The organism is Thalassoglobus neptunius, from assembly GCF_007859735.1.
Classification (GTDB): Bacteria; Planctomycetota; Planctomycetia; order Planctomycetales; family Planctomycetaceae; genus Thalassoglobus; species Thalassoglobus neptunius.
Genome location: NZ_SIHI01000001.1, coordinates 1,071,862 through 1,098,860, shown reverse-complemented (window position 1 = coordinate 1,098,860; position 26,999 = coordinate 1,071,862). Strand labels below are relative to the sequence as shown.

The window sequence follows — 26,999 nt, the reverse complement described above, 5'->3', positions numbered from 1 at the left end:
ACTTTTATGCGTTGCTTGACACTTCTTGTCACTTTCGTTTCCGGGCTTGTCGCTTTCGTTTCCGGGCTGATTCTCGACACACCACTCCATGCAGGCGATCCAACCGCGTGGATCAAACACACTCTCTATGAAGGTGGCAGTTGTCAGACCGCGATTGCTGGAGACTTCACCGGCGATGGAATCGTCGACGTGATCAGTCACAGCGACGGAAAAGTTCATCTGCATATCGCACCTGACTGGAAGCACGTCGTCCTCTACGAAAACCAAAAGCAACGGTGCATCCACTCCGAAGCAATGGACGTCGATCGGGATGGCGATCTCGATTACATCTGCGCACGGTACAATCCCGGACTCATTGCATGGCTTGAAAATCCCGGTTACGAAAATGCCCCTGGCAAGCAATCGGAAGCTCGTGCAGACTGGAAATGGCATCTCGTCGATGATCAGGTCCACGGAATTCATGGGCTTCTCGTCGGGGACGTCAACCTCGATGGACACGCTGACCTGATCGCGAACAGCGCGCAGCCCGTTGGGGATTTTCCGGAATCCGTTGTCTGGTACGACCGCATCGGAGTCGAAACAGGACAACCCTGGAAACGCTACATCCCCGCCGATAAAGATGCTCCCGGCCTCAGTCATTATCTGGGTCTCGGTGATGTCAATCACGACGGAAGACCGGACATTCTCACGGGAGCCAAAGGGGGACCAATGGCAGAACCGGGATCGGGCGACTGGTTTGCCTGGTGGGAAGCACCTGTCGATCCCACGACGACGGGATGGTCAAAGCATCTGATCTCGAATGACGAACCCGGCGCCACGAACCTGTTCGTCGTCGATGTGAATGGAGATGGAAGAAACGATGTGCTCGCATCGCGCGGACACGGAACCGGTCTGTGCTGGTTCGCTGGTCCCGACATGAAACGAACGAATTTCGGGAATGGACAAATCGCTCCTCACTGTCTGGCCGTCGCTGATTTCGATGGAGATGGAGATATTGACGCAGCGACGTGCGCGAAGGATTCCATGACAACAGCATGGTTCGAAAACGATGGTTCAGGAAAATTCCGAACGCATCAACTCGACAATGCTCAGGCAGCTTACGACATCCGGTCCATCGATATGGACGGCGACAGGGACATCGATCTCGTCGTGGCTGGTCAGTCGAGCAAGAATGTCGTCTGGTACGAAAACCGCATGAACGAATGAACTTCGTCCTGTTTTCTCCCAAGTTCTCTGAAGCACGTCCTAAGCAATGACCTCCTGGATGACGTGACCGAAATCTTTCTCCAATCGCTTGCGTCCGGGGATCTCAAGCGAGCGGTGATCGAGACCGAGTTGCCTGAGAACGGTCGCATGAATGTCGGTGACGTAGTGACGATTCTCAACGGCATGGAAGCCGATTTCGTCCGTCTTTCCGTGAGCGATTCCTCCCTTGATCCCGCCTCCGGCCATCCAGACTGTGAACCCGTAGGGATGATGGTCTCGACCATCTGAGTGCTGAGATCCGGGAGTTCGTCCGAATTCGCTGCCCCAAACGACGAGTGTTTCGTCGAGCAGCCCGCGCTGTTTGAGATCTTTCAAAAGCCCGCCGATCGGTTGATCCACTTCTCGACATAAGTTGGTATGGCCCGACTTCAACCCTTTGTGAGCATCCCACCGGCCAGCACCTCCGTTGCTTCCGTGGTAGACCTGAACAAAGCGAACACCACGCTCGACGAGTCTTCGGGCTGTCAACATTTTTTGACCGAAGTCCTTGGCCTTGGGATCTTCAAAGCCATAAAGACGCTGCGTTTCTTCTGTCTCATCGACGAATCGAACAACTTCCGGAACTGCTGTCTGCATCCGAAACGCGAGTTCATACGATCGCATTCTCGCGCGAATCGCTTCATCCCCCGGATACGTTGCGGCAGTGAGTCCATTGAGTTGTCGAAGGAGTTCGAACTCGCTCTTTTGCTCTTCCGGACTGACGCCTTTCGGCGGCGTCGCATACGGCAACGGGTTATTGGGATCAATGTTGAGCGGAATTCCGTCGTACTGTGGTCCCAGGTAATTCGCCCGATGAGCTTCCTGTCCTCCGCAACAGTCCGCGACCGGATCTCCCATGACCACAAATTTCGGAAGGTTGTCATTGAGTGAACCGAGCCCATAGTTAGCCCATGCTCCAACGGTTGGAAAGAACCCATCAACTCGATGACGACCGGTATGAAATTGAAGCTGCGCCCCGTGATTGCTGTCTTCAGTCCACATCGAACGAACAAGACACAAGTCGTCGGCAGACTCAGCGACGTGAGGCCACCAGTCACTGATCTCAAGGCCGCTCTCGCCTCGTTTCTGAAAGCCAACCTGTAGGGGATAAATTTCGTTTCGAATGAAGCCATTGTTCGGATCGAAGGCCACAACTCGTTCGTTGTCGAGATACGGAGACTTCAGAACACCCGCATACGGTGTCTCGTCGATTGTCTTTCCCGAATACTTGTTGAGAGCTGGCTTGGGATCGAACGATTCCATGTGGCTCGTTCCGCCAATCATGAACAGCCAGATGACGCTCTTCGCTCGTGGAGCCAGTTGAGTCAGCTTTTCCGCAGACAAGGACTCCTCAGCTGTCATCGCTGCCAGTGCGAGGCTTCCGAAACCGAGTCCCATGTCTTGCAGGAAAGCTCGTCGAGCGAGTGTTTCAGCATTCATACTTAACGCTCCGGGGAACAAATTGACTCAATGAGTGTCACGAACTTCGATCGCTTCGTCAGGATTTGCTGCGTGTTTAGCGGACAGAAACGAAGTCGTTGTGATTCAGCAGAACATGGACCAGACTCTGTCGTGCTCGGAGAGTTGGATCAGCGAGAGCGTCTTCTCCCTCGGCGGAATCTTTGCGATCTTCCGCTTCAGAATTTTGTTCCTTCAACCAGTTCTCCTGCTTCTCCAGAAATCCTCGACACGCTTCGCGTTCTTCATCAGAACATGGTCGACACAAAACACTTTCAAAAACCGTGTTGATGAATTCGTCTCGATCACGACTTTGAGAATGAAGCTTGTTCGCGAGATGCTTTGACGCAGACTGTGTCAAAGACGAGTTCGATAGAGCGAGAGCCTGTTGCGGAATGATGCTTGTCGATCGCTCATAACATTCCGCAGGATTGGCGGCGTCGAAAATTGTCATCATCAGCATTTGCTTCTCGTAGGCATGTTGAAAGTACACGCTGCGGCGGAAGACTTCTTCACCTTTTCCATGTGCAATTTCCTGCCCTCCGAGAGACTGATCGAGTTGCCCCGAGACGAAGAGCATCGAGTCCCGAATAATCTCTGCTTCGAGGCGACGAACGTTTGCTCTCCAGTAATACTCGTTCTCAGGATCGATCGATTCATTGTCCGCCAGCAGTTGTTGGTCACCAGTTGACGCGAGCTGATATGCGTCGGACGTCACAATCAGACGATGGAGATGCTTCATGCTCCACCCCGATTCGATCAGTTCACTCGCAAGCCAGTCCAACAGTTCAGCATGGACCGGAAGCGGCGCTCGCAATCCGAAGTCGCTGGGACTCGCAACCAACGGGGTGCCGAAGTGACGCAACCAGACATGATTGACAGCAACTCGCGCGGTGAGCGGGTTGTCGGGATGAGTGATCCACTTGGCGAGCGCAGTTCGTCGGCCCGTGCTTGTCTCCGGATAGCGCTCTCCAACAGGAGTAAACTTTGCATCCGTTTTTGAAAGAGCGTTAAGCTTCTGGCGTTCTTGCTCTCTGGCTTTGTCGAGTGCAGTGATGAGCGAATTCCTCGCTTTTTCGTCCTTCGCTTCCTGAAGTTTTCGCCATGCCCGGAATGTCTGGAGTCGGGCTTGGGCTGCGTCGGATCGACGCTCAATCCTGGCAGCAATTTTTGCGAGAGTCTTGAATGCCTGAGACGACTCATCGTCGATTCGAGCCTTCTCTGCGTCGTAACGTGCTTTCAGCGATCGCCGTTTCCAATCGGCAGCACGGGCGGCGTAACTTGCTTCAAGGTGATCGTCCTCAAGCTTCTGCGGAAACTCGGGAGCCGGAGGGACATCCTTTTGCGAGTCACCGGTCGCAAGCGTCGGTTCGACTTGTTCAAACTCTTCCAACTTTTCCCGCGTCTTTTGCACGTTCAAATCCGCGCTCGCCATATCTTCCTGCTCGACTGTTTCGATCAACGCCGGAACGGAAGCGGTCACCGGGAGGCTGACCGATGTGACATCAAACGGGATCTCAAACGAATTGAAGACGTCCGGAGTGATCGGAGATGATTCATCCGGTTGGCGTTCGTCGCCTCGGATGAACAAGAAGGTTTTCGCTTTCAGATCTTTGTCGTAGATGCGGGGAATCCCGTTCTGTTTGCGATCGGGTTGCCCTGCGATCCGATCAGTTCGAACGTTGATCGGCTCGAAAATCGCCCGCATCGAATAATAACTGACCTGCGATACGGGATCGTATTTATGATCGTGACAACGAGCACAAGCGATCGTCAGCCCCAGAAAGGCTTTCGCGGTATGCTCAACTGTGGAGTCGAGCCAAATATTGCGATTACTGACATGATAGTTGCGGGCGAGAAATCCGGTCGCTCGCATAACGTCAGGCTGTTCGGGATACAGTTCATCGCCAGCGATCATTTCTGTAATCATCTGGTCGTAGCCTTTGTCGGCGTTCAACGACTCGATGATCCAATCTCGCCAGTGCCACAAGTGACGTTGGCTTCCGCGCAACTGATTCTTGTATCCGTCCCAGTCGCTATAGCGCCAGACATCCATCCAGTGACGGCCCCAACGTTCTCCGAAGTGTTCGCTTTCCAGAAGTTGATTAACGACGGACTCGTACGCTTCCGGAGAAAAGCTTTGCTGAAACTGGTGTTGTTGTTCCGGTGTGGGAGGAAGCCCGGTCAGGTCGAGTGAGATCCGCCTCAGAAGTGTGAATGCATCCGCAGGAGCGACTGCTTCAACACCGACATCGCTTCGTTTCGCAGCGAGAAATCGATCGATGGGATGTAAAAGAGAATCGGAATCGGCTTCGGGAATCTCAGGTCGTTCAATTGGTTGATAAGCCCAGTGACTCTCCGGAGACGCTTGCCCCTGTTCATCCTCCGGAGCTGGCATGCCTGCCTGAATCCATTTCCGCAGAGCAGCGATCTGTTCGGCGCTGAGAGCTTCCCCTTCTCCTTCGGGAGGCATTCGGAGATAGTCTTCTTCCGCTTCGACGCGCGATAAGAGTTCGCTTTCGTCCGGAACCTTCGCGATGACAATCTCACCGGAGTCTCCTCCTTGGATGATCGCTCGGGCAGTATCGAGCCTGAGCCCACCTTCCTGTTTCAATGCACCATGACAGCTGATGCACTTCTCAGTGAAGATCGGTTTGATCTCATCGAGGTAGTCAACTTGAGCGGAAGCTGCTTGGCAGACCAGTGAAAGAAAACACGTCAGGAGGGACAGCGTGGAGTTTCGCATGGTGAGGAACCATCTCGTCGCAGGAGGGAGCGCATTCCACAGGTGGGTGCTGCTTCCACTCTATCAGTCGAAACGGTCGAATTAAAACCCAAACACGAAATTCCAGCCATTCACATCCGCGACGCCAACGATTTTCCTGACTCTATGGTCTGTTTCATCGCAACGAATGATCATTTTGTCGCTCAAGTTTCGTCCTCTCTCCGGCAACCCTCCATCGCTTCAAGGGACATCACTGTTCCGATTTCAACTCTCGAGCGTTTCGTCAATCCGCGATGCGATCACTCAGCACTCGCATCCAGTTGAATCCGCGTGACGGAAATCTTTCCGGAGAAGCAGACATCAACATCACAACCTGGCCGACGTCCTCTCTCTCGGTAAACACCGCGATACATGGCCCCGTCAGCGGACCATTCGTAGGTCAGATCAACCTGACTCGTGTCATGTCGACAGAAAACAATCTCCGGGGTCACATCTCCTTCGGGAAGTGCGGGAAAGTTAACGTTCCAGAACTGGCCCGGTTTCAGTTCTTTGTCGAAGAGCACGTTCAGAACATGACGAGTCCAGAGAGTTGTGCGTTCCCAATTGGGGGGACTGAGTTCCAGATGAATGTACTGGGAGAATGCGATCGCCTTTTTGCCTGAAATAGCTGCCTCTCGTGCTGCCGCAGCTGTGCCCGACATGAAAATGTCACCAGCGAGATTTCCTCCATGATTGATTCCCGAGAGAACCCAGTCCGGGTCCTTCACGAGTTTGACCAATCCAAGTCGTGTGCAATCCGCCGGAGTTCCGTAGACCACATGCACGTCATCCGGCCTCGATTCGACACGGATCGGAGCTTTGTCCGTGACACGATGTCCGCATCCCGAATACCCCTGATCCGGGGCGACAATGGTCCCTTCACCGAAAGAACTTGCCGCCTTCTTGAGTGCCAGAATTCCTTCTGCATCAAAACCATCATCATTCGAAATCAAAAACTTCACCACTCACTCCAATTGATTGTTGCATTGCCCGACTTCTCGATTCTTGCCGGTTCCACTCTTGGGACAAGAACAAGAAAGGAGAAAACCGGGTCACTTCAATGAATCCGATTTTGTCGTCGTCCCGATTTCTGAACGACGGCGAGAACGTGCTGTGAAACGGTTGCTGCAAACTCGCACGAGCAACCAGAACGCAAAACAGTCAACGCGGTTCACCCATGTCTATAGCACGCTTTGACTTGTTTTTCGTGAACCGGGCACCGGCGTCCTGATGATTTTCCAGAATCCAACATTTCTGATGAGCAAGTTCGACGAGCAAGGAATTGAAGCCGGTCCAGCGAATCGTTGGCACAATTCTATCGACCTCTCAAGCCCTTCGAGCATTTCTTATTCAGGTTTTCCCCACTCGCACGAGCAGACTCAGCCTTTTGCCTGATGAAACAGTGCAAGCGAGAGCACAGGAAAGAGCAGACTGCTCTTAGAGCGGGCGAACTCCGCCGAAAGCCGCAAAACAGGTGTTGCTGTGAAGAACATCGATCGACTCAAAACCGACGTCGCGAAGCCAGAACAATTGCTCTGAGAGCGGACGAGGTGAGTCTTCGATTTCGATGTATTCAAAGACGTGATCTCGATACTCCGCATCTTTCAGCTGAGTCAGGTAATCACCGTATCGTGCCCACATCAATTGATGCACGGCAGTCGATTGATAGTTCACCAAATCAAAGATCCAGAACGAACCGCCGGGCTTCAACGATTCGAAAATTCTCTTCAGCGTTGTTTTCCATTCCTCTTCGGAGCGCAAGTGATGCAAGACCGCCGCAGCCAGAACGACATCATACTGCTGCTGCGGGAATGACCACTCTCTCAAGTCGGTTTGGAAGGTTGAGACTTGCGCGGAAGAAGTCGCCTGAATCCGTTCAACTGCCCGATCAAGCATGGGCTGGCTGAGATCGATCAGCGTGACGTCACGAATCGGCACTCCCGTGTCCAGAAGCCTGAGAGTAAAGTTCCCAGCCCCGCAACCTAAATCGAGCAGCGACTCTGCTTCCGGATTGACGGCGGCGGCAGCTTGAGCAATCAAGTCGAGCGAGACAACTGCATCGACAGTCGCGGACTGACCGGTTTCAAGATTCGAAAACCGCTCGACATCAGCATCAAATCGAGCACGTATGTCTTCAACGGAAGATTTCGAGCGCATCGTTTCAGCGTGACCTTGTGTTGTTGTTCAACAAGTTTTCGAACCGGGGTTTGCGAGCTTTGCACCAGCCAGCGCAGTCTTGATTCGAAAGAACCAGTGCAGACGAACCATCAACTCAGTTTAGATTCCGATTCGGCTCAGCGCGCTCGCAACTCGACCGACAATCTCCGCCAGCCGAGGATGCGATTCCTCGAATTCATCGGTCAATCCGAGAAGCTGGTCGATCATGCTTTCCTGCTTCGAAGAACTGACCGGCTCCGGTTGCTCCGCCGATTCCGTTACACAAATCCGATCAATATCGGAAGAGAGCTGTTTCAGAAGTGCCTGAGTTTCGGGATCGACATCTTCCTGCGAATTCGCCAGTTCCTGGTGCAATTCATTCAGGGTTTCGATCAGTTGCTTGCGTTCCATAGTTCCAATCTCGTTAAAGCCTTAAATTCATCGTAGCGAACTGATCATCGTCCCGTCGAGTTTCGGCATACAGCGAACTCAACGACATTGTCGAAACTTCTCGCCAGCGTGCGTTTTCGAACGTTCTTCACGCATGTTCATTACTGGGATTTTCTGCAGGCTCACATCAAAGAGCCACGCATTGACCGAACGAAATCGGCTCTGAAGACAGAAGAGAAACCACAAGCATGATTTAAGCGACGTTTTGACCGCGAACCGGTCCCAGATGACGTCGCCCGCCCTCCCCTTGCTGTTCAAGTTGCTCGATCTGGTCGAGTGCAGATTCCAGCTGAATCACAAGCTCGCGAATGACGTGTTCGGCCTTGTGTCGGTCAGCCAGCCATTGCTCTCGAGCACCCGCCAACTCTTCTTCTCGTATTCGAACCGATTCCACTTGCTGCGAAAGATCTTCGAACACAGCCTCGAAGGTGGACGACTGTTCGGTTTCATCACCTTCCAGAATCGACGAGTGGTCGATTCGATGTTGGATCAGCTGATGCGTTTCACGGAGTCGCTCGAAGAGATTGGAAATCTGAATGCTTGTGACAGAATCGGAGAACAAGGAATTCGAAGCGGTGGCACCCGATTCGGCGTCGGCCCCCATCGCTTGCTCGAACTGACCGATGAGTTGTTGAACGGCCCGATACTCCTCATGAATTTCACTTTCGAGTTCCTGAAGTTTGGTTGTCGAAATCGCCTTCTGTTGCAGCCATCGAAACCTTTCTTCGGCGAACAATTTGCGACTCTCCGCCAACTCGAATTCTGCTTTCCTTCGGCTTTCCGTAAACTCTTCGCGGTCCTGATCGAGCGACTGTTCTCGCAGAGACATGACATCGCGGTAACGTCTCATTTGACTTAAGCGAAGGCGAATTCCCCGTTCAACTTCTTCACGCCAGATCATTTGCTTCTGACTTGTCTGTTCCAGTTTGGCTTTGGACGCTTCTAACTCTTTTCGAACTCGCCCCAGATGACTTTCATGAAGCGATGAGCGTTTCTTGAAATCGATCTCCCGCCGCTGCAATTGCTGTTCTCGGAGATCGAGGGCCGCAATTTTTTGAGTCCGAAATTGCTCAGTCTTGGCTCTCTGAACCTGTTCTTCCTCAGACAACCGGGCCTTTGCTTCGTCAACCTGATCTCGAAACCTCGCGCGTTCTGCTTCGAGTTTCGATTCGGTCTGTGCAAGCTGTTCCTGATCGCGTTTCAACTGGTCTTCAACAAGTTTTTTATGCCGTCGAACTTCGTCGAACAGCTCTTCGCGACGCGCCCGTTGCTGGTCGTTGAACTCACTCTCTTTCTGTTCAAGACTCTTTTCAAACTCCATTCGCAGCGACTTGAGTTCTTCTTCGAGCTCAAATCGTTGTTGCTCGAACGTCTCTTGAAACTTCTTCGTTTCCGCGTCGAGTTCATTCTTCTTCTGATTCAAACGTGCCTGCTCGACGTGTAGCTGCAGTTGTGATTCGTGCAACTGCGAAGCTGCGAAGTCATCCAACTCGCGGCGGCGATCAACAAGATCCGCGTCCAACTGCTGTCTCTGCTGTTCGAGATCCGCAGCCCACTGTGTTTTCTCCTGTTCGAAGTTTTGACGTTCGTCGGAAATCGAAGCTTGCAGCTCATCGAGATCGAACTGTCGTTGCTCGAACTCCTTTTGAACTTCTTGACGAACTTCTTCGAGTTGGTGAATGCGCAGCGAATCAAGTTGCTCACGCTGCCGAGAGGACTCCACTTCCCAGTCGGCGACCGCTTTCTGAAAGTCTTCCCGATTCCGTTCGAGCTGCTGCTCCCGCTCAGCGAGTCGAGATTCTTTCTCGTGATATTGCTCAATGAGTTCGGACCGGAGTTGCGCAAACTCGCTCTCCAGTTTCTGCTTTTCGTCAGCGATTTGGCGATCGCGTGCAGCTTCCCAGGCTGTTCGCTGCTCCGCAGATTCTTTCTCCCATTGTGCGATTGTCTGCTGCTGACGGTCGTGCTCTGCTTCGATCTCTGCTCGTTGAGACTGAAGTCGCGCACGTTCCTGAGACAACTCCTGAGCAGCTGCGGATTGTTTCTCGGCAAACTCTGTTTCGAGAAGACGCCGCTGATGAGCGAGTTGGGCTTCGTGATCTTCGGCCAGCTTGGCTCGCTGGGCGGCGGACTCGTTTTGAAACTTCTCAACAGCCCGTTGATGCTGTTCGCGTTGGCGATTCAGTTCGGCAACGTCGCGTTCGTACTCTGCCCGCACGCGATTAAGCTTTTGTTCTTCTTCCGCACTTCTCTTTTCGAAAGCAGCTTCGAGTTCGCGCAGCTTCTTCCCGAGAGTCTGCTCGTGCACGCTGAGCAACTGAGCCCGCTGTTGCTCCATTTCTGAGCGGAATGCAGAAGTTGCCTTGAGATGTTCTTCCCGTTCTCGTTGAAGTTCTTTTTCGCGGTCTTCGAGCTGACGTCGTTGTTGATCGAGTTGCTCTTTCGCGGCAGCTTGCTGTTGCTGAAACTTCTCTTCGAGTTCGCGTTGACTCTCAGCAACTTGACGTTGATGAGAATTGAGTCGCTCAACCTCTTTGGCTTCAAGCTTCTTCCGATCAGAAGCGAGTTCCTGCTCTTTCGCTTGGAGAACTCTGGCGAGCTTCAGAATTTCGCCCGATCGTTGTTCAGCAGTGATGAGGGCGCGTTCGCGGTCTTCCAGGCTGCGGGTACGTTTTGCGAGCGTATCTTCCCGGTCCGCAAGAAGGGAAAGCGCTTCTGAGACGCTCCGCTCCTTTCGATCGAGTTCATCCATTTGAGACTGCAACATGGTGAAAATTTCACTCGCCTGTTGCAGGCGTTGATCATCCTCGGAATCGAATGGAAACGGATGATCAACGGGTCGGTCCGACATGGGGCATCCTTTCCCCGAAGCGAGATTGACAACCCAGTGATAATCGCCGACTGAGATCAAGAGCCCCGTTAGAACTATTGATGAGACTCAATCGGCACTCCACCACCAGTCTTAAAGATGTCGGTCGAGGACTTCAGCAATCCGTTCCTGCTGTTGCAATCCGAGCAGGCGATCGACGGGTTCGCCATCTTTGAAAACGATCAAAGTCGGGATGCTGTTGATCTGATAGTTGATCGCAGCCTGGCGATTTTCATCAGTGTTCAGCTTTCCGATTTTGACCTTCCCGGCGTATTGATCGGCGAGTGCCTCAATCGTTGGTGTCAACATTTTGCAAGGGCCGCACCAAGGCGCCCAGAAGTCGACGAGGACGGGTTCACTGCTCTCCAGAACGTCTGACTGGAATGTATCGTCGCTGAATTCGGCCAAGTTTTCTGCCATGATTCTCTCCTATGGGGTTGCCCGCTGATACAGCATCTTTTTTGTCGCTGCATGGTGGTTTTGGGGCGATTATAGATCTGGTGTATGTAGTGTCAACGACCTTCCGCGACCGCACATTGACACAAACCTTTTCAAATAAACAACTTGCTATCCAGGAGCGGATTTAAGTGGATTGGCTGGACAGTTGAAGAAGTGGATGTACCCGGATTCAGTTCCGTAATCAATACCGAATCACCTTCCGAATCGCGAATCCGCCGAGGATCATTACGAGCACATTGGCGACCCACATTGACCAGTCCGGAGAGATCGAACCATTTTTCGCCTGAGACATCAGTCCCAACGTCAACGGGTAGTAACCGCAGACAATCGGCAAGAAACAGAACAGGAAGCTTGTCGCAAATTGGGACTTCCCAAGCATGACCGCAACTGGCACTCCCAGCAGGGTGAAGAAGAAGCAACTGAGCGCCAAGGAACAGCGACTGTGAACTTCTGTCCGAAGCTTGTTGAACCGCGATTGATCCGTCGCCAGTGTTTTCGAACGCTTGACGGCATCGGTAACGAGTCTTCGAAAGTCAGCCCCTGCAAGTGAGAGAAAAACTTCTGTTGCCTGAAGCTGTTTTTGACTCTCCCGAAAATGCTCAATCTTGTCGAGTTCTCCATAAATTTCAGTAATGGGGATGTGACGCGCTTTGCGATCGCCCATATCGGTTTCCCAGCGGAATCGCTCGGATCGCTCCCCCTGAAAATAGACGCGACTGTCGTCGGGAAACTCGATGAAGCCATTCTTGAGTTGAACCAGAATTTCCTGACGCTCGACACTCAATCGAATGCGGGCCAGTTCCGCCTGCGTCGTCACGCCTCCCTTCCCTTTGGAAAACTGGATCACGGGATGAATCAGCGTGTGCCCCTCGACATCGGCCACGTTGATATGCAGCCCCAACTTCCGATCGCTGTATTGAAGTTGTGACTTGAGTCGCTCCATGAACAACTCTTCCATCACAGAGACGACATGCTGTTCGATCCGGGAAATCGACCACGGAATCAGCCGGTCGGTCAAGACGAGTGACGCAATACTTAAAGCAAGTCCGAGTGCGAATGCGGGCCACATCAAGGAAACTGGATGAATTCCCGCAGCTTTCGCAGCGATCACTTCCTGATCCCCCGACAGCCGACCATAAACCACACTCACTGTCAGCAACATTGCTGCAGGAATCGTAAATGGGAGCAAACTGGGGACAATATACGGAAGAACGCGAACCGCGTGCTGCGGTGTGAGTCCAAGTTCGGCCGCCTGTTGAAAAACACCGACGAAGACCAGCAGCAAAGTCATCCCGGCAAGAATCGAGAGGAAAACCTTGATTACTTGACCCAGAATATAACGCTGGAGCAGTCGGGACATCGGGAACATGGGTCTGGCGATTCGAATCCAGGCGGGGGCTGGCAGACAGAACAACTGCGAGAAAGAGCTTGAAACGAAGCGAGAATTTCAGGCGAAACAGACGTCGGCGATCCTCAAGACAGTTCAAACTCCTTTCGTTGGACCTACATAGAGAAATTTCGCGGATCTGGTCAAGATGGAATCGGCACAGATGGAGCCCAGATGGCCTGTTGGAAAATTGGGAGCACAGAATCAGGCTCCTAATCTTGCAACTCGCTCAATGAACATCTATCTTCCGCATGCGCCACTGGGAGGCAATGATTTTGTTGCCCCAGTTGAACGGAGAGATGGCAGAGTGGCCGAATGCGCATCATTGCTAATGATGTGTCCCTGTCAAAGGGGACCGCGGGTTCGAATCCCGCTCTCTCCGCTTCTTTCTTTTTTCACACCCCGCTTGTGAATCCCGATTTCCCAAACGGATTTCCGTCACAATTTCTTTCTTCTGCGCCCGCTTTCTTCTGCACCCGCCCAACGGATTCAGTTCAAGGGACTTTTGACAGGTCTGAGACCGTCGACGGCGCATCTTCATTGTTGTTTGCGCCGATTGATGCGCGTGGGTGAACGCAGCCTATAGAAGCGGGACTGGCCCGTTCAGGCGCGAACCGAGAGGCTCGCCTAATCGGTTATTCGTTCGAAGCGGTGATCCGGACAGCTTCTGCCAGATCGATTTTTCCTTCGTAGATCGCCCGACCGGTAATTGCTCCGACCAGATTCGGATGCTGTTTCGAGAGTTCGTTCAGGCGGACAATGTCCTCGATTGTCGTCACACCACCTGAAGCAATCACTGGGAATCCGCGTTTCGCCAGCTCGACAAAATCGGACATCGTTCCGTCATCGATTCCCTGCATCATTCCATCATTGGCGATGTTGGTATAAATCACGGCTGCAAGCGGGACACCAACGAAACAATTCGCCAGTTCGAGCGCGGACGTTTCCGAGACATCCAGCCAGCCTTCGGTAGCTACCATCGAGTCTCTTGCATCGAGCCCCAAGCAACATTTGTGCGGGAATTTCTCACAGATTTCCTGAAACCACTCCGGCTGTTTGAGGGCTTGCGTTCCGATGATGACTCGATCGATTCCGACCTCGTTCAACATCTCTGCGACTGTCTCTTCGCTGCGAATTCCGCCACCAAGCTGGCAAGGAATCTTCACCGCTTCAACGATTCGGGAGATGACGTCGAGATTGACCGGTCGTCCTGCTTTCGCCCCATCGAGATCGACCAGATGCAATCGCTGGCCTCCCTCAGACTCCCATCGTTGAGCCATCGCGACGGGATCATCGCCGAAAATTGTCTCCTGACTGTAATCGCCTTGACGCAAACGGACGCACTTTCCGTTTCTCAGATCAATGGCTGGCAAAATTTCCATGACTTCTCCGGACCGCTCGGATCGGCGGGATTCTTGTAATGTCGAATTGATTTCTTCGGCGACTGGCGAGAATAGAATCTCACCGGCATATTGTCAGCCCCTACGCGATCGAGAATCGAAGCTCTTGCTTTTGAAAGCGTCCGAGAGATCAACATCAGGCTACTTCAGAGACCCGATAAACACTTTGCCCATCTTGGACCGTCCCCCCAATAGGACCGATCTTGACGTTTTTTTCCAAAGATCGTTACTCTTCGCGAGCGTTTTCGACCTGGTTTTCACAAACGTGTGCGGTCCGACACATGACTGTGTTGAGCTGAACTCTTCAGGCGATCCCAAAGGAATGTGTGAAATGTTCTCGCCTCCGATTCGATTTCGCAAAAAGATGGACCTTTTGCAGCTTTGAGCCAACTGGGGCCACAGCTCGGAAAACGGATATCATGAGCCAAGCCTACACGCAGAAATTCAAACACGTCACTCGAATTGTCGACGCGTTTCACCAGAAGACCCATCAAGAAAACGACGAGAATCGCGACCCGACGATTCGCTTCTTCTACATCCTTCTCGGCATCCATGTTGTTTTCTGGACGGTTCTGTCCACGATCACTCAGCCGAATCTTCCGGACGAAACCCTTGAAATTCTGACGCTCGGCCAGTCGCCAGCCTGGGGCTACTTCGATCAGCCGCCGCTTTCCATCTGGGTGATGTCCATCGTCTCTGCGGTCTTTGCCCCAGCTGCTTGGCCTGCGTATTTAATTGCTCAATTGTGTATCGCGACATGCCTTTGGGCAGCGTGGAAACTTGGACGAGAGTTCCTTCATCCCTGGACAGCCATTTGCGGAGCGCTTGTGCTGGAAGGATGCTTCTTCTTCACGATCGGCTCTTCGGCGTTGACGAGTGCTCATCTGGCGGGAGCCCTCTGGGCCCTTTCCATTGTGGCCGCTTACAAAGCATTTCAACTGGAAAATCGCCGCGACTGGGTTGTTCTCGGTGTTCTCCTCGGACTGGGAATCTTGTGCCACTACAGCACCGTTCTTTTGTTCTGGGCGATGTGTGCTTTCTCGTTGATGAATTACAAAGCCCGGCGATGCTGGGATACTTCGTGGCCATTTCTCGCCATTCTGACCGCCGGTCTGATCGTTGCTCCGCACCTGTTCTGGTCCTGGTCGAATGACTTTCAAACGTTTTCGACATCCCTCCACAGCTGGGATTCTCTCAGCGCTCATGTTGTTTTCGCCCTTCGATTTATCATTCGACAACTTCTGGCGGTCGTCCCGATCGCATTGCTGCTTCTTCCGATGATTCAGGCGGTCCAGTTCAGCGACGAATCGAACTACGAGAAGGAAAATCAGGACTTCGCGAAGCAGTATCTTTTGGTTGTCACACTTCTGCCTGCTGCATCGATGCTCGTTCTGGCCGGGCTGGTTGGTGTCGATCTGGGAGCGACAGGCCTGACGTTGTGGACGTTTGCCGGACTGTCGATTTTGCTGTGGTGCGACTTGCGAGAGTCGAAAACCTCGTGGCGACGAGTCCTTCTCAGCTGCGGGGCCGCAGTGGGAGCTTTTGCGGCTCTACTTGTCACGATCAACACCATGATGCCGAAAATGATCACGTCGACGCCTCCCTCAAGTGTTCACTTTCCGGGGCGAGACCTTGCTCAACAGGTCCGCAAAATCTGGACGGATCAGAATTTCGAACGGCCGCTGAAAATCATCGGTGGAACGGCCAAACTTGCTCAAAACGCGAGCTGGTACAACGGAACATTTCATCGCCCTTTGGCATTCAGCGAACTCGACCCCAAACGCAGCTCCGGGTTGTCACATCGAGATCTTGTAAAAACTGGAGGCATCCTTCTCTGGAATGATGAAACTTCCGATCAGTACACGCTCGATGCTCTCTCGACGAAACTCGGTGTCGATCTGTCCGAGCAGATTCATTACGGAACGCAGCCGCTGATGCTTCAATGGCAAACTTCAGCCGATCAGGCCCCGATCACTGTGCATTGGGCTGTCGTCTCACCGCGTGTGGAAAGTGAAGATCCTGTCGCTTTCGAAGCGAACAGTGCCTCTCCAACTGCAAGAATTGCGGTGCGATAGGCGTCAGCGGGCTCATCTTCGAATCGATGAAACTCGTCACGCGACACGCTTCTCTCAGCAACGTATGAATACTGTTGAACACTGACTGACGTGTGGACGCTGATTTTACGCGGCAGCCTGATCGTCGTCTTCGTCGTCCGATTGCGAGCACTCCCCTGCCCCCCCTAACTCCCCTGAGTTCGGGTCAGTGGCATCGAGTTTGAGTGTCCCATCACTCTCCGACTCATCCGCTTCCGATTCTTGAGCTTCCGACTCGCTGACTTCTTCCGTTTCGGTTTCCTTCGGTTTCATCAGTTCCGACATTGGAAGGTCGTTGACGTTCGAGAGGCCGAAACTCTCCAGAAAGAGACGCGTCGTCCCATAAAGATACGGACGACCGAGCGAGTCATCTTCGCCGACGACTCGGACAAGATTCTTGTCGAGCAGCTGTTTGATCATCTCGGAAGCCTGGACTCCTCGAATGGCTTCGACATCCGCGCGAGTGCATGGTTGCCGATAGGCGATAATCGTGAGCGTTTCCATCGCAGGCGGGGAAAGCTTGAGGTGAGCCTGACGACTGTGAACCCGATCCAGCCAGACGGAAAGTTGAGCACGCGTCAACAGCTTGAAGCCGGATGCAACACGTTCGATTCGAAATGCCGACCCCGCCACGTCGTACAGGTTGTTCAGCGTTTCGATCACCGAAAGCGCTTCCTTGTAGTCGGCGAGCATCGCAACCTGACTCAGTTTTCTCGCAGAGAGTGCGGAATCTGCAACGAAGAGTGCTGCTTCAACGCGTGCCATCTTGGGAGTACGATGCCCGGCCATTTGCGGATCGATCGTGACCGATTCCGCTGACTCTCTCTTGAGGTGTCGACGCCAGTTCCAACCAACGGCGCCATTCGCGGAACGAAAATCCGCAGTCTTTCCCGGTTGGAGTGCGTTCTTCTGAAAAGGGGTCATCTCGCGAATACTTCCACTTCGAAGAGTCTGCCAATTCGAACGCGAATTCATTCATCCTCTTTCAGAAGAGCGAAGCAGTTCGAAAGGTTCAATGATTCGAATCTTCTTAAGCTCTCTCCGAAAGTGATTCGATCAACGATTCCATTCACCAGATTGAGCCAGCGAAAAGAGCGAACAAAGGACTCATCTTGTGAATCGCGGTGCTGCGTTCGAGTAAGCCTGAGCGGCATAGTTGCCAGCAATCCAATCGTTCACTTTTGTGATGACCTGATTCACAGCGACGAGAGGATCATTACCTTCCGCTTCAAATCGATGGGTCACTGAAGGAGTGGCAGCGGGGCGATACAGGCAAACGAAGAGAAAGGTTCCGGGATTGGCTCCCGATTCCAGGTGATAGTTCTCGATTCCCAAGTCCGCGAGACGATTGGCTGCATCCTGCCAGGACAAGAGTTGAATACCGGTTTCGCGTGGGATGTGTCGTGATTCCCCGAGAGAAGCACTCTCGTTGGAAGCCAGAGTTGTGGCGTCTCCGTAGGAAACTGGGAAACTTGTCGCTGGATTCGGAGCTGCATGCCCTTGCTGTCGAAAAGATTCCGGAGTGTGTCCAACCGCATCCTGCTGAGCGAAGGGGTTTCGCATTTGAGCCGAATTGCTGGAATGATCAGCCGGAGCGGAGTAAGGATCACGAGCAGGAGTGTCCTGAGGATGGCCCCATTCCGGAGCATGATTTCCTACAGAATTGCCAGCTTGCGTTGTTTGCGCACTCCCGAACGCCGGGGCATTCGACTCACCTGTTTGGGACTCACCAAAGTGCAGCTGAGGCCGGCTTGCAGACGGCTGACGGAACTGAGCGGGCTGGCCGAGTTGGCTGTCGCTTGCCCACTGATCCCCTTCATGAAACGGGTCTCGTAGAACGACCTCTTCATCAGGCGCAGCACTGAGTTGTGCGGATTGTGGGACGCCAAATATCGCCACCAGTGTCACTGCTGTGAGTGGAACTGACAGCAAGAATGTAAGTATTGAACTACCGATCTTGCCCATCGTGCGAGACCTCCATGCATTGCACATGCCTTGCCATCCGTCCATGTCATCCGGCAAAGGCATCCCGTTTTTTTAGGGTGGTGAACCGACTCAACTCTTTGAATCAGTTCACACACTGAATCCGTCAGGAGCAACGGGTCCGGCTCCAGTCGATCACAATCTCACGTGACGACGAATTCAACGTTGAGACCGGCAAGATATGCCACTTTGTCGAATTGCCACAACACCAATCTGATCAGTTCTCCCTCGAATTCACACTCCTTGAACTGTTCGGTTGCGTCGCAAGTTGCAGCAGGTTTGACTACGCTGCAAGCTCGAAGTACGGTGAAAATCGTTCATCGACTCGCCCGCCCGTTTGTCTTTCACCAAGACTGAGGAGTTCCGCTTTGCGAAACATCGCCATTCTCGCTTTGACCAGTGCCGTTCTATCGGCGACTTCCTTCTCGCTCGCTGCAGAAGATGGTTATCGACCGCTATTCAATGGAAAAGATTTCACCGGTTGGCACGGGATGCCGCATTTCAATCCTGATCAGTTGGAGGCAATGCCCGAAGCTGAACGGGAAGCCAAACTTGATGAATGGAATCAATCCGTTTCAGAACACTGGCGGGTCGTCGACGGAGCCATCATCAACGATGGACACGGGGCTTATCTGACCACGGATGATTCGTTCCGCGATTTCGAACTGCTCATCGACTACAAAACCGTTCCCGGTGCTGACAGTGGCATCTATCTGAAGAACTCTCCACAGGTCCAAATCTGGGATTCTACCGACGAAAACAAATTCAAGCTGGGAGCGAATCTCGGTTCAGGAGGTCTCTGGAACAACTCTGCCGGGACTCCCGGGAAAGATCCATCCAAGCTGATGGACAAGCCGTTCGGGGAATGGAATACCTTCAAAATTCGTCAGATCGGAGCACGCACGAGCATCTGGCTGAACGGGGAACAAGTCGTCAAGAACGCATTGATGGAAAACTACTGGGATAAGGACCGTCTCATCCCGCTGCGACCGACCGGACAAATTCAGTTGCAGACGCACGGAGGAGAAATTCAGTGGCGAAATATCGCGATCAAGGAATTCACTCCGGAAGAAGCGACCGCCATTCTCGTTGAAGAGCGTGAAGAAGGTTTCGAACCAATCTTCAATGGAAAAGACCTGACCGGTTGGGCCGGTGCGACGGACAACTACGAGGTCTTCGAAGGAGCGATTCGCTGCCAACCGAAGACCGGCGGAAATCTATTCACCGAGAAAGAATACAAGAACTTCAAAGTCGCTCTGCAGATCAAAATCCCTGAAGGCGGAAACAATGGCCTCGCGATTCGTTACCCCGGAAGCGGAAACCCGGCTTATGACGGAATGACCGAATTGCAGGTTCTCGATTCAGAACATCCGAAATATGCGAAGCTTGATCCCCGACAATATCACGGATCCGCTTACGGCATGGCCGCAGCTGCAAGAGGATATCTTCGAGAACCGGGCGAGTGGAACTATCAGGAAGTGACCGTCGACGGCTCACGGATTATTGTCGAACTGAACGGCAACAAGATCCTCGACACCGATCTCAGCGAGATTACCGAATACATGGCTGACTCGGCTCATCCGGGGAAAGATCTCGAATCGGGACATTTGGGTTTCGCCGGTCATGGAGATGCTGTCGAGTTCCGCGATATCCTGATCAAAGAACTCCCATAACTCCTCAGCACCCAAAGTGTTGACTTCGATGATTCGACTCCTCGGCCGTTTTCCGAAACGGTTGGGGAGTTTTCATTCAGCTTTATGAGAGTGTTCACTCTTGTTCGTGTGGACAGCGTGTGACAGAATTCTTTACAACCGTTTCAAGAATCGTCTCAGTTCGATACTGTGACAGCACGCTCGCAGTCAGTATGGAATTGAGCAGCGAAAACGGATTGCAAAAGTCGTCGGAAAGGATGCAAGCCATATGCACAGTCGTCTGGCCTCGAACTCGCTTCGGGTTTTCCTGTGTTTCTCAGTGATGTTTGCTTCTGGATGCCCCAAGGCCCCGAATTACCGGGAAGTCCTTGAGAATCAGGAAAAACAAGAGGAACAGCTGAGAACTCTCCTCGGAGAGATGAAAGAAGAGCTGAAATCGGAACTGATCGCTGAGCTCCGCTCCGAATTCGCCGATGGCTCAATCTCTTCGGGAGCCATCGCTGCTTCAGAACCTGAGCAGGTTTTCGATCCTCCCGCCACGCTTGATGAACTCGATCAGCAGGTCACATGGGTCGACAGTCCGGTGATCGACTCGCTGGAGCTTTATCGCGAATATCTGAAGGACCATCCTCCGGAAGTCAGCGTCGAAGAAGCTTTGAAGCTGAAGAACGATTCCGACGAGAACAACGAAAAGATTCTCAGTTCGCTCGGTCAGCTGTATGCGACAGACGAAGACGCAGACTTCTCAACTGAGATCGTGCGGCACCTTCCCTCGGAAGTGAAATCGCTGAATCCGTTGATGCAAAGCTCAACAGTGGAGGGTGATGTCGTCGGGATGATCGGCCTCGGCTTCTTCAGCTTCGACTGGAATATGGACCCGTTCGCTGTTGCTGAGTATGTCGATTCGTGGCAAACCAGCGAGGACATGCGTTTCGACAAAGTCGTGATCCGAGACGACATCACCTGGTCAGACGGAACACCAGTCAGCGCTTATGATGTCGAGTTTTCCTATCACACGATTCTCGACGAAGAAATTCCCATCCCCGCTGTGCGCACCGGGATGGACGATATCCTTGGAATCAAAGCCTACGACGAACGCACCTTCGTGATCTTCCATAAGCATTCTCTGGCGACGAACGTCTGGAACTGCAACTTCCCGATCATTCCGAAACACGTTTATGAGGAAACGATCAAAGACGACAAAACAATGGCCGATTCCGACGAGCACATTAAGTTGGAACAAAAACCAGTCTGCGGCGGCCCTTACATCGTGAAGAGTCGTTCGAAATCAGAAATCGTCCTCGAGCGACGTGACGACTGGTACATGCACAACGGAGAGCAGGTTCGTCGCAAGCCGCACTTCAAAACCGTCCGCTTTAAAGTCATCACCGATCCGAATACCCAGCTGCTCGCACTGAATCGTGGCGACATTGATGACCTGGAGCTTCAGCCAGCTCAATGGGTCAATCAGACCACCGAGCCCGAATTCTATCGGCTGAACACAAAAGTCCGCGGAACTCAGTGGGTGTACTACTTCTTCGGCTGGAACATGAAGACTCCTTACTTTTCGGACTTGCGTGTTCGAAAAGCGATGGCATATGCCGTCGACTATGACTACATCCTCAATACGCTGCTTTATGGACTTTGGCCTGCGTGCTCGAGCGAGTTTCATCCCGATTCCTGGATGGGTCCCGAAGAACCACGGGCTCCCTACAAGCAGGATCTGAAGAAAGCAGTCGCACTTCTGGAAGAGGCTGGCTGGAAAGACACCGATCAGGATGGCATCCGAGACAAGGTTGTGAATGGAAAGAAGATTCCTTTTCAGTTCACAATGCTGACCCCCAATCAACCCTGGAGAGTGGATGTCTGCAACTCGCTGTCAACGACGCTTCAACGAATTGGGGTGAAGTGCAACGTCATGCCGACAGAGTTTACGGTTGTTCAAGACAAAACCTCGAAGCACGAGTTTCAGGCACTCTTCGGAGGATGGGGAACCGGAACCGATCCCTGGACGACCGAGAACATCTTCAAAACAGACGAAGGTCGAAACTACGTCCAGTATTCGAACAAGCGTGTGGATGAACTCTTCGACAAGGCGAAAGTCGAACTCGATCGCGATGTGCGTGCCGAGTATTACCGCGAGATTGATGAGATTCTCTGGGAAGAACAGCCCTATTGCTGGCTCTTCTATCGAGGAGCTTTCTACGCCTACAACAAGAGACTTCGCGGGTACAAGTTCAGTCCTCGTGGTCCCTACCACTATTCCCCCGGATTCGACTCTATCTGGGCAACCGCCCAATAGTGATTTCCCGCCCGCCTGTTCGCTCTTAGCCGGTCGAATTCATGATTTCGTTTCTCGTTCGACGAATCGCCATTGGTGTCGTGACACTGATGCTTATCACGTTCATCATCTTCGGCTTGATCCGGAACATGCCCGGAACACCGATCACGATGGACTTGCAGGATCCGGAGGTCCAATTCTCCAAAGAACGCATCGCCCAACTCGAAGCCGCCTACGGCCTCGATAAGCCCTGGCCACTCGCTTACGTGCACTGGTTGGGAAATGCGGTTCAAGGGGACCTTGGACGATCCTACAAGCAGAAAATCGGAGTCACGCGAGTCATCTTCGATCGGCTCGGACCAACATTGCTTTTGTCGGTTCCGTCTCTGTTTCTGGCCTTTCTCTTGTCCATTCCCCTCGGAATTTACGCAGGAGCCAATGCCGGATCGAGGAATGAACGGATTCTCAGCACGATTCTCTACATGCTCTATTCGCTTCCGAGTTTCGTCGCTGCGCTCTTCCTCCAACTCTGGCTGGCTGTGTACTGGGAATGGTTTCCGCTCGAGGGAATTCAAAGCAACACCCACAACTCGATGTCGTCGACCCAGCAAGTCTTCGACTATCTGTGGCATGCGTTTCTGCCCGTCATCTGCCTGACGTATGGAAGCCTCGCCTACGATTCTCGATTCGTGCGAGCGAACCTGCAGGAAGTGCTTCGGCAGGACTACATTCGAACAGCGAAAGCCAAAGGCCTGTCGCCGCGAAGAGTCATGTGGCAACACGCTTTTCGAAACACACTCATCCCATTCGTGACGCTCGTCGGACTTACTTTGCCGAGCCTTGTCAGTGGATCAGTGATCATTGAAGGAATTTTCTCCTGGCCGGGAATGGGTCTGGAACTCCTGCAATCAATCACCGAACGGGACTATCCCGTTGTGATGGGAATCACACTTGTTTATTCGGTGATGACCCTGATCTCCCAGTTGTTGGCCGATGTGTTTTACGCGGTCGTTGATCCACGTGTGCGACTCGACAATAACTAGAATATTTTCAAATTTGCTTTGCACTGACTCGCACGAGCAAACTCAGCTTTCAAAGGAGTGAGACCGCGCAAGTGAGTGCACCGGAAAGAGCAACTTGCTCTAGTCACTGATGCTTTGCCTGTCCCGCAGTGCTTCGGAATTTTCATGACGGAACCACAGATCACGGAACTGAAGTCGATCCCGAAATCTCCAAGCTTCTGGAAAGAAGCCTGGCGGCAGTTTCGTCAGCGCAAACTGGCGATGCTCAGCCTGGGCTTCGTGCTGTTTCTGTCGATTGTCGCCCTCTTCGCACCAGCGATTTCCGGAAGTAAACCGATCGTCTGTGAGTACAAAGGGACGATCTATTTCCCAATGCTCAGTTATTATTCTCCCAGGTTCGAAGCAACGTTTCTCAACGAAAACTTCTTCGGCAACTATTATGACAACCTGAAAGAGAACGACCCCGACAGCTGGGCGATCTGGCCGCTGCACTTCGGTGATCCAAACCGCCCCATCGACCCGAACGAATGGCCCGATTATCCGCGAACGCCGCAAAGTTCCGCTCCGAATTCGATCAACTGGTTCGGAACAGATTCCCGAGCCACTGATGTCTTTTCGCAGATGGTCCACGGAACGCGAACAGCGCTATTGGTTGGATTCGTCTCCATGGGAATTGCCTCCGTGATCGGAATCACGATGGGAGGTTTGGCGGGCTACTTTGGAGGATGGACTGACTCCTTGATCAGTCGCCTCATCGAAGTGGTGATGTGTATTCCGACGCTCGTCCTGATTCTGGCTCTGATCGCGGTCATCAACGAGCGGACCATCTGGCACATGATGGCAGTCATCGGAGCGACTGGCTGGACAGGGATCGCCCGTCTGACACGAGCAGAATTCCTGAAGTTGAAAACGATGGACTTTGTCTCGGCAGCCCGTGTTCTGGGAGTCGGACACATCCGAATTATGTTCAAATACCTGCTTCCGAACGCGCTCGCTCCAGTTCTTGTCCCGATCACTTTCGGAATTGCAGCTGCGATTCTCATTGAATCTGCCCTCAGTTTCCTCGGTTTCGGACCGGCCAATTCCCCAAGTTGGGGAAAATTGCTGAACTCCGGTCGGCAGAATCTCGAGGACTGGTGGTTAATTCTTTTCCCCGGTTTCGCCATTTTTCTCACCGTTTTGGCATACAATCTGATTGGTGAAGGGTTGCAGGAAGCAACGGATCCGAGGCTGCGAGACGGCGGAAGCATGGAATAACAGGTTGCCCCTGATTAACATCTCGTTACGATTCGAGTTATTCTGATTTCGCACAATTGTTTGGGGAGTACCGGAGAACTTTCCGGGACGCTTCAAACATGGCAATCTTTTGAGGGGAATTGCCTCGTCAGAGTACGATGCTTAATGCAGTCAAGCTTTCGAAATGGCTCCTGAGTTGACCGATTGGAGTGGTGATTCCAACAGATCAACGAGTGCCACGCTGAGAGCAACAGGCTCTCAACTCAGAATCTTCATATCACTGAAAACATTGATAGACGCCGGTTCGCCAGGCCCAGCGTTTGTGGATTCACTGACAACTCCCTGGCAGACAGATCTAAGACAATTCCAGCAATGAGTTCACAGACCAAGCAGCGACGAGTCGTCGTCACCGGAATTGGCGTCGTGTCGCCAATTGGAATCGGACGTGAAAATTTCTGGGCTTCTCTCGATGCCTCACAGTCGGGCATTGGGATGGTCGAGTCCGAAGACCGCCATGTTGCATTCCATGGTGTCGGAGGGGAAATTCCGGAATTCAACGAGAAGTCTCTGAAGAAAGAGTACTTCACGGAAAAGGACCAGAAAAAGAGCATCAAAGTGATGTGTCGAGAGGTCCAGATGGGCGCAGCTGCGGCATTGATGGCGCTCCGCGATTCCGGAATCGATATGGGTTCGATCGACCATTCCCGGATCGGCGTCGAATACGGCGCCAACCTGATGTATTATCCTCCCGAAAGTCTGGCGGACGCCTGCAAGAAATGTAATTCGACTGATGGGGAATTTGACTATCGGGAATGGGGCGGAACCGGATTGGGGGCGATGGAACCCCTGTGGATGCTGAAGTATCTCCCCAATATGCCTGCCTGCCACATCGGGATTTTTACCGACTCTCAAGGCCCGAACAATTCTGTGACAATCGATGAAGCTTCCGCCGGTGTGGCGATGACGGAAGCTTTGAACATCCTCGAACGTGGCGCTGCTGAGGTCATGATCGTTGGTGGAACAGGCACGCGTCTGCATCCTGTGAAAACCCTTCATGCCCGTCTTCTCGATGAACTCGGCTACGACGAATCTAATATCTCGGCAAGCTGTAAACCCTTCGACCGAAACCGCAATGGCCAAGTTGTTGCTGAGAGCGCTGGCTGTCTGATCCTTGAAGAAGAAGAACACGCTCTCGCCCGAGGCGCGACGATTTACGGCCGATTCCTGGCTGGAGCGTCGTCGTGTGTGGCACGCCCCGACGGAACGGCGGACACCCGCCAAGCGGTCACAAACTCACTGAACTCAGCGATGCGTCGCGGTCAGGTTCAGCCATCGGATCTCGGACATGTGAATGCTCACGGTCTCGGAACAGTCCACGACGATCAGATGGAAGCAGCGAGTTATCGCGAGATGTTTGGGGACCATGGAATTCCCGTCACCTCTATGAAGGGGTATTTCGGAAACGCAGGTGCGGGAACCGGATTTTTGGAAATTGCTGCTTCGCTGGTCGCGTTGAATCGGGGAGTGATTCCGCAAACGCTGAACTGTTCGGAACCGGATGATTCTCTGGGAATTCAGGTCGTTTCCGGAGAACACCAGTCAACGGAAAACATGCTCTTCGCGAACGTGAACTTCACCAGCCTGGGACAGGCCAGCACCGTCATTCTCGAAGCCACTCCGTCTGCTTCATAGTTCTCAAATCCGCTTCTGAGAAAAGCGTTTTCGCCTGAATCTCGATGCGCAGGTCTTTGAGTCCGTGCGCAACCAGTCTTTCGACTATTGAAAGACTGGAGGATGACGTGGACGAAACGACTATTATCATTGCGCAGTTCGGTCGCAGCGATTTGACCGTGAACTGCGTTCAATCTCTGATCGAGCATCACCCGGCTCTTGCTGAGATTCTGATCGTCGACGACGGCAGTCGAACGCCCGAAGTCGCCTCGCTGCAGTCTGCTCAATTTGAAAACTGCACAATCCTGCGTCGCCCGACCCGGAGCGGGGTCACCGCGTCATGGAACTTCGCCGCCCGATTCGCTCGTGGCAAGACTCTCATATTCTTGAACAACGATGCGATTACGACAGGTGAGTGGTGTGGGGAATTGACCTCACCGCTCAAAGATGATTCCTGTCTGATGACTGGCCCTGAATGGCGGCCTGCTGTTGATCTTTCAATCGAAATGCGTGAAGCATGGAAGGTCGAATCGCTGTTGTCTGGCTGGTGTTTCGCAATTCAACGTGACGTCTTTGAGACACTCAACGGCTTCGACGAAAACCTTCAGCTGTACTTCTCTGATACTGATCTTCAATGCCGTTGCCTCGATCAGTTCGGCTCCCATGCAATTCATGCGGTTGAAGATCTTCCGCTGCGTCATTTGGGGCAGCAGACAACCCGTGGGCTGGCGACTCGCTCTCAGCAATGGAACAATGACCGCAGCCACTTTGAGAAGAAGTGGAATTGCTCGCGGAGCGGAAGTTGATGATAAAAATCGCACAGGTCTGCAACGTTGGGGAAATCTGCGGAGGAACGGCCGCTTGCGCCTGGT

Annotated in this window: 19 protein-coding genes and 1 tRNA gene; 9 read left to right on the top strand and 11 right to left on the bottom strand. The window is 52.8% G+C overall.

What is annotated here, in order from left to right; all coding sequences use genetic code 11:
* Positions 1–6 precede the first annotated feature (6 nt).
* Positions 7–1,206 carry an FG-GAP repeat domain-containing protein gene (locus tag KOR42_RS04430; RefSeq protein ID WP_146507394.1) on the top strand — a complete coding sequence of 400 codons (1,200 nt, stop codon included), beginning with the start codon at positions 7–9 and terminating at the stop codon, positions 1,204–1,206.
* Positions 1,207–1,245: 39 nt separating this feature from the next.
* Here KOR42_RS04430 and KOR42_RS04425 read toward each other — a convergent pair whose 3' ends face one another.
* The 8 genes from KOR42_RS04425 to KOR42_RS04390 form a co-directional block, all read right to left on the bottom strand.
* Complete coding sequence (locus tag KOR42_RS04425; RefSeq protein WP_146507393.1) at positions 1,246–2,685, bottom strand: DUF1501 domain-containing protein; 1,440 nt, start codon at positions 2,683–2,685, stop codon at positions 1,246–1,248.
* A 76-nt stretch (positions 2,686–2,761) separates the two neighbouring features.
* A complete protein-coding gene (locus KOR42_RS04420; protein ID WP_146507392.1) occupies positions 2,762–5,449 on the bottom strand; it encodes a PSD1 and planctomycete cytochrome C domain-containing protein in 2,688 nt (895 codons plus the stop codon).
* Positions 5,450–5,727: 278 nt separating this feature from the next.
* Positions 5,728–6,429, bottom strand: coding sequence for a 5'/3'-nucleotidase SurE (surE, locus tag KOR42_RS04415; protein WP_146507391.1), 702 nt, complete (start codon positions 6,427–6,429; stop codon positions 5,728–5,730).
* 475 nt (positions 6,430–6,904) lie between these two features.
* On the bottom strand, positions 6,905–7,624 hold the full coding sequence (locus tag KOR42_RS04410) for a class I SAM-dependent methyltransferase (protein WP_146507390.1): 720 nt from the start codon (positions 7,622–7,624) through the stop codon (positions 6,905–6,907).
* Between the two features lie 120 nt (positions 7,625–7,744).
* A complete protein-coding gene (locus tag KOR42_RS04405; RefSeq protein WP_146507389.1) occupies positions 7,745–8,035 on the bottom strand; it encodes a DUF4404 family protein in 291 nt (96 codons plus the stop codon).
* A 232-nt stretch (positions 8,036–8,267) separates the two neighbouring features.
* The gene (locus KOR42_RS04400) at positions 8,268–10,925 is read right to left on the bottom strand and encodes a coiled-coil domain-containing protein (RefSeq protein WP_146507388.1); all 2,658 of its coding nucleotides are present in this window, start codon (positions 10,923–10,925) and stop codon (positions 8,268–8,270) included.
* A gap of 111 nt (positions 10,926–11,036) precedes the next feature.
* Positions 11,037–11,363, bottom strand: a complete 327-nt coding sequence (gene trxA / locus KOR42_RS04395) for a thioredoxin (RefSeq protein WP_146507387.1) — start codon at positions 11,361–11,363, stop codon at positions 11,037–11,039.
* Positions 11,364–11,583: 220 nt separating this feature from the next.
* A complete protein-coding gene (locus tag KOR42_RS04390) occupies positions 11,584–12,762 on the bottom strand; it encodes an LptF/LptG family permease (protein ID WP_197440854.1) in 1,179 nt (392 codons plus the stop codon).
* Between the two features lie 320 nt (positions 12,763–13,082).
* Between KOR42_RS04390 and KOR42_RS04385 the strand changes: the two genes are divergently transcribed.
* A tRNA-Ser gene (locus KOR42_RS04385) sits at positions 13,083–13,171 on the top strand.
* 253 nt (positions 13,172–13,424) lie between these two features.
* Here KOR42_RS04385 and hisA read toward each other — a convergent pair.
* Entirely contained in the window at positions 13,425–14,171 is a 747-nt protein-coding gene (gene hisA, locus KOR42_RS04380; protein WP_146507385.1) for a 1-(5-phosphoribosyl)-5-[(5-phosphoribosylamino)methylideneamino]imidazole-4-carboxamide isomerase, read from the bottom strand.
* Positions 14,172–14,608: 437 nt separating this feature from the next.
* Here hisA and KOR42_RS04375 point away from each other — a divergent pair, with 437 nt between their 5' ends.
* On the top strand, positions 14,609–16,264 hold the full coding sequence (locus KOR42_RS04375) for a glycosyltransferase family 39 protein (protein ID WP_146507384.1): 1,656 nt from the start codon (positions 14,609–14,611) through the stop codon (positions 16,262–16,264).
* A 105-nt stretch (positions 16,265–16,369) separates the two neighbouring features.
* Here the strand turns inward: KOR42_RS04375 and scpB are convergent, their stop codons facing one another.
* Positions 16,370–17,257 (bottom strand): SMC-Scp complex subunit ScpB, encoded by an 888-nt coding sequence (gene scpB / locus KOR42_RS04370; protein ID WP_231740634.1) that lies wholly within the window; start codon positions 17,255–17,257, stop codon positions 16,370–16,372.
* Between the two features lie 132 nt (positions 17,258–17,389).
* Positions 17,390–18,247 (bottom strand): hypothetical protein, encoded by an 858-nt coding sequence (locus KOR42_RS04365; protein WP_146507383.1) that lies wholly within the window; start codon positions 18,245–18,247, stop codon positions 17,390–17,392.
* A 386-nt stretch (positions 18,248–18,633) separates the two neighbouring features.
* On the opposite strand from KOR42_RS04365, the gene KOR42_RS04360 reads away from it, so the two are divergent.
* From KOR42_RS04360 to KOR42_RS04335, 6 genes are all read left to right on the top strand, one after another.
* A complete protein-coding gene (locus KOR42_RS04360; protein WP_231740631.1) occupies positions 18,634–19,938 on the top strand; it encodes a 3-keto-disaccharide hydrolase in 1,305 nt (434 codons plus the stop codon).
* Between the two features lie 247 nt (positions 19,939–20,185).
* A complete protein-coding gene (locus KOR42_RS04355; RefSeq protein ID WP_146507382.1) occupies positions 20,186–22,219 on the top strand; it encodes an ABC transporter substrate-binding protein in 2,034 nt (677 codons plus the stop codon).
* 41 nt (positions 22,220–22,260) lie between these two features.
* On the top strand, positions 22,261–23,241 hold the full coding sequence (locus tag KOR42_RS04350) for an ABC transporter permease (protein WP_146507381.1): 981 nt from the start codon (positions 22,261–22,263) through the stop codon (positions 23,239–23,241).
* A 144-nt stretch (positions 23,242–23,385) separates the two neighbouring features.
* The gene (locus KOR42_RS04345; RefSeq protein WP_146507380.1) at positions 23,386–24,477 is read left to right on the top strand and encodes an ABC transporter permease; all 1,092 of its coding nucleotides are present in this window, start codon (positions 23,386–23,388) and stop codon (positions 24,475–24,477) included.
* A 351-nt stretch (positions 24,478–24,828) separates the two neighbouring features.
* Entirely contained in the window at positions 24,829–26,148 is a 1,320-nt protein-coding gene (locus KOR42_RS04340; RefSeq protein ID WP_146507379.1) for a beta-ketoacyl-[acyl-carrier-protein] synthase family protein, read from the top strand.
* Positions 26,149–26,255: 107 nt separating this feature from the next.
* Positions 26,256–26,933 carry a glycosyltransferase family 2 protein gene (locus tag KOR42_RS04335; protein ID WP_197440853.1) on the top strand — a complete coding sequence of 226 codons (678 nt, stop codon included), beginning with the start codon at positions 26,256–26,258 and terminating at the stop codon, positions 26,931–26,933.
* Positions 26,934–26,999 lie beyond the last annotated feature (66 nt).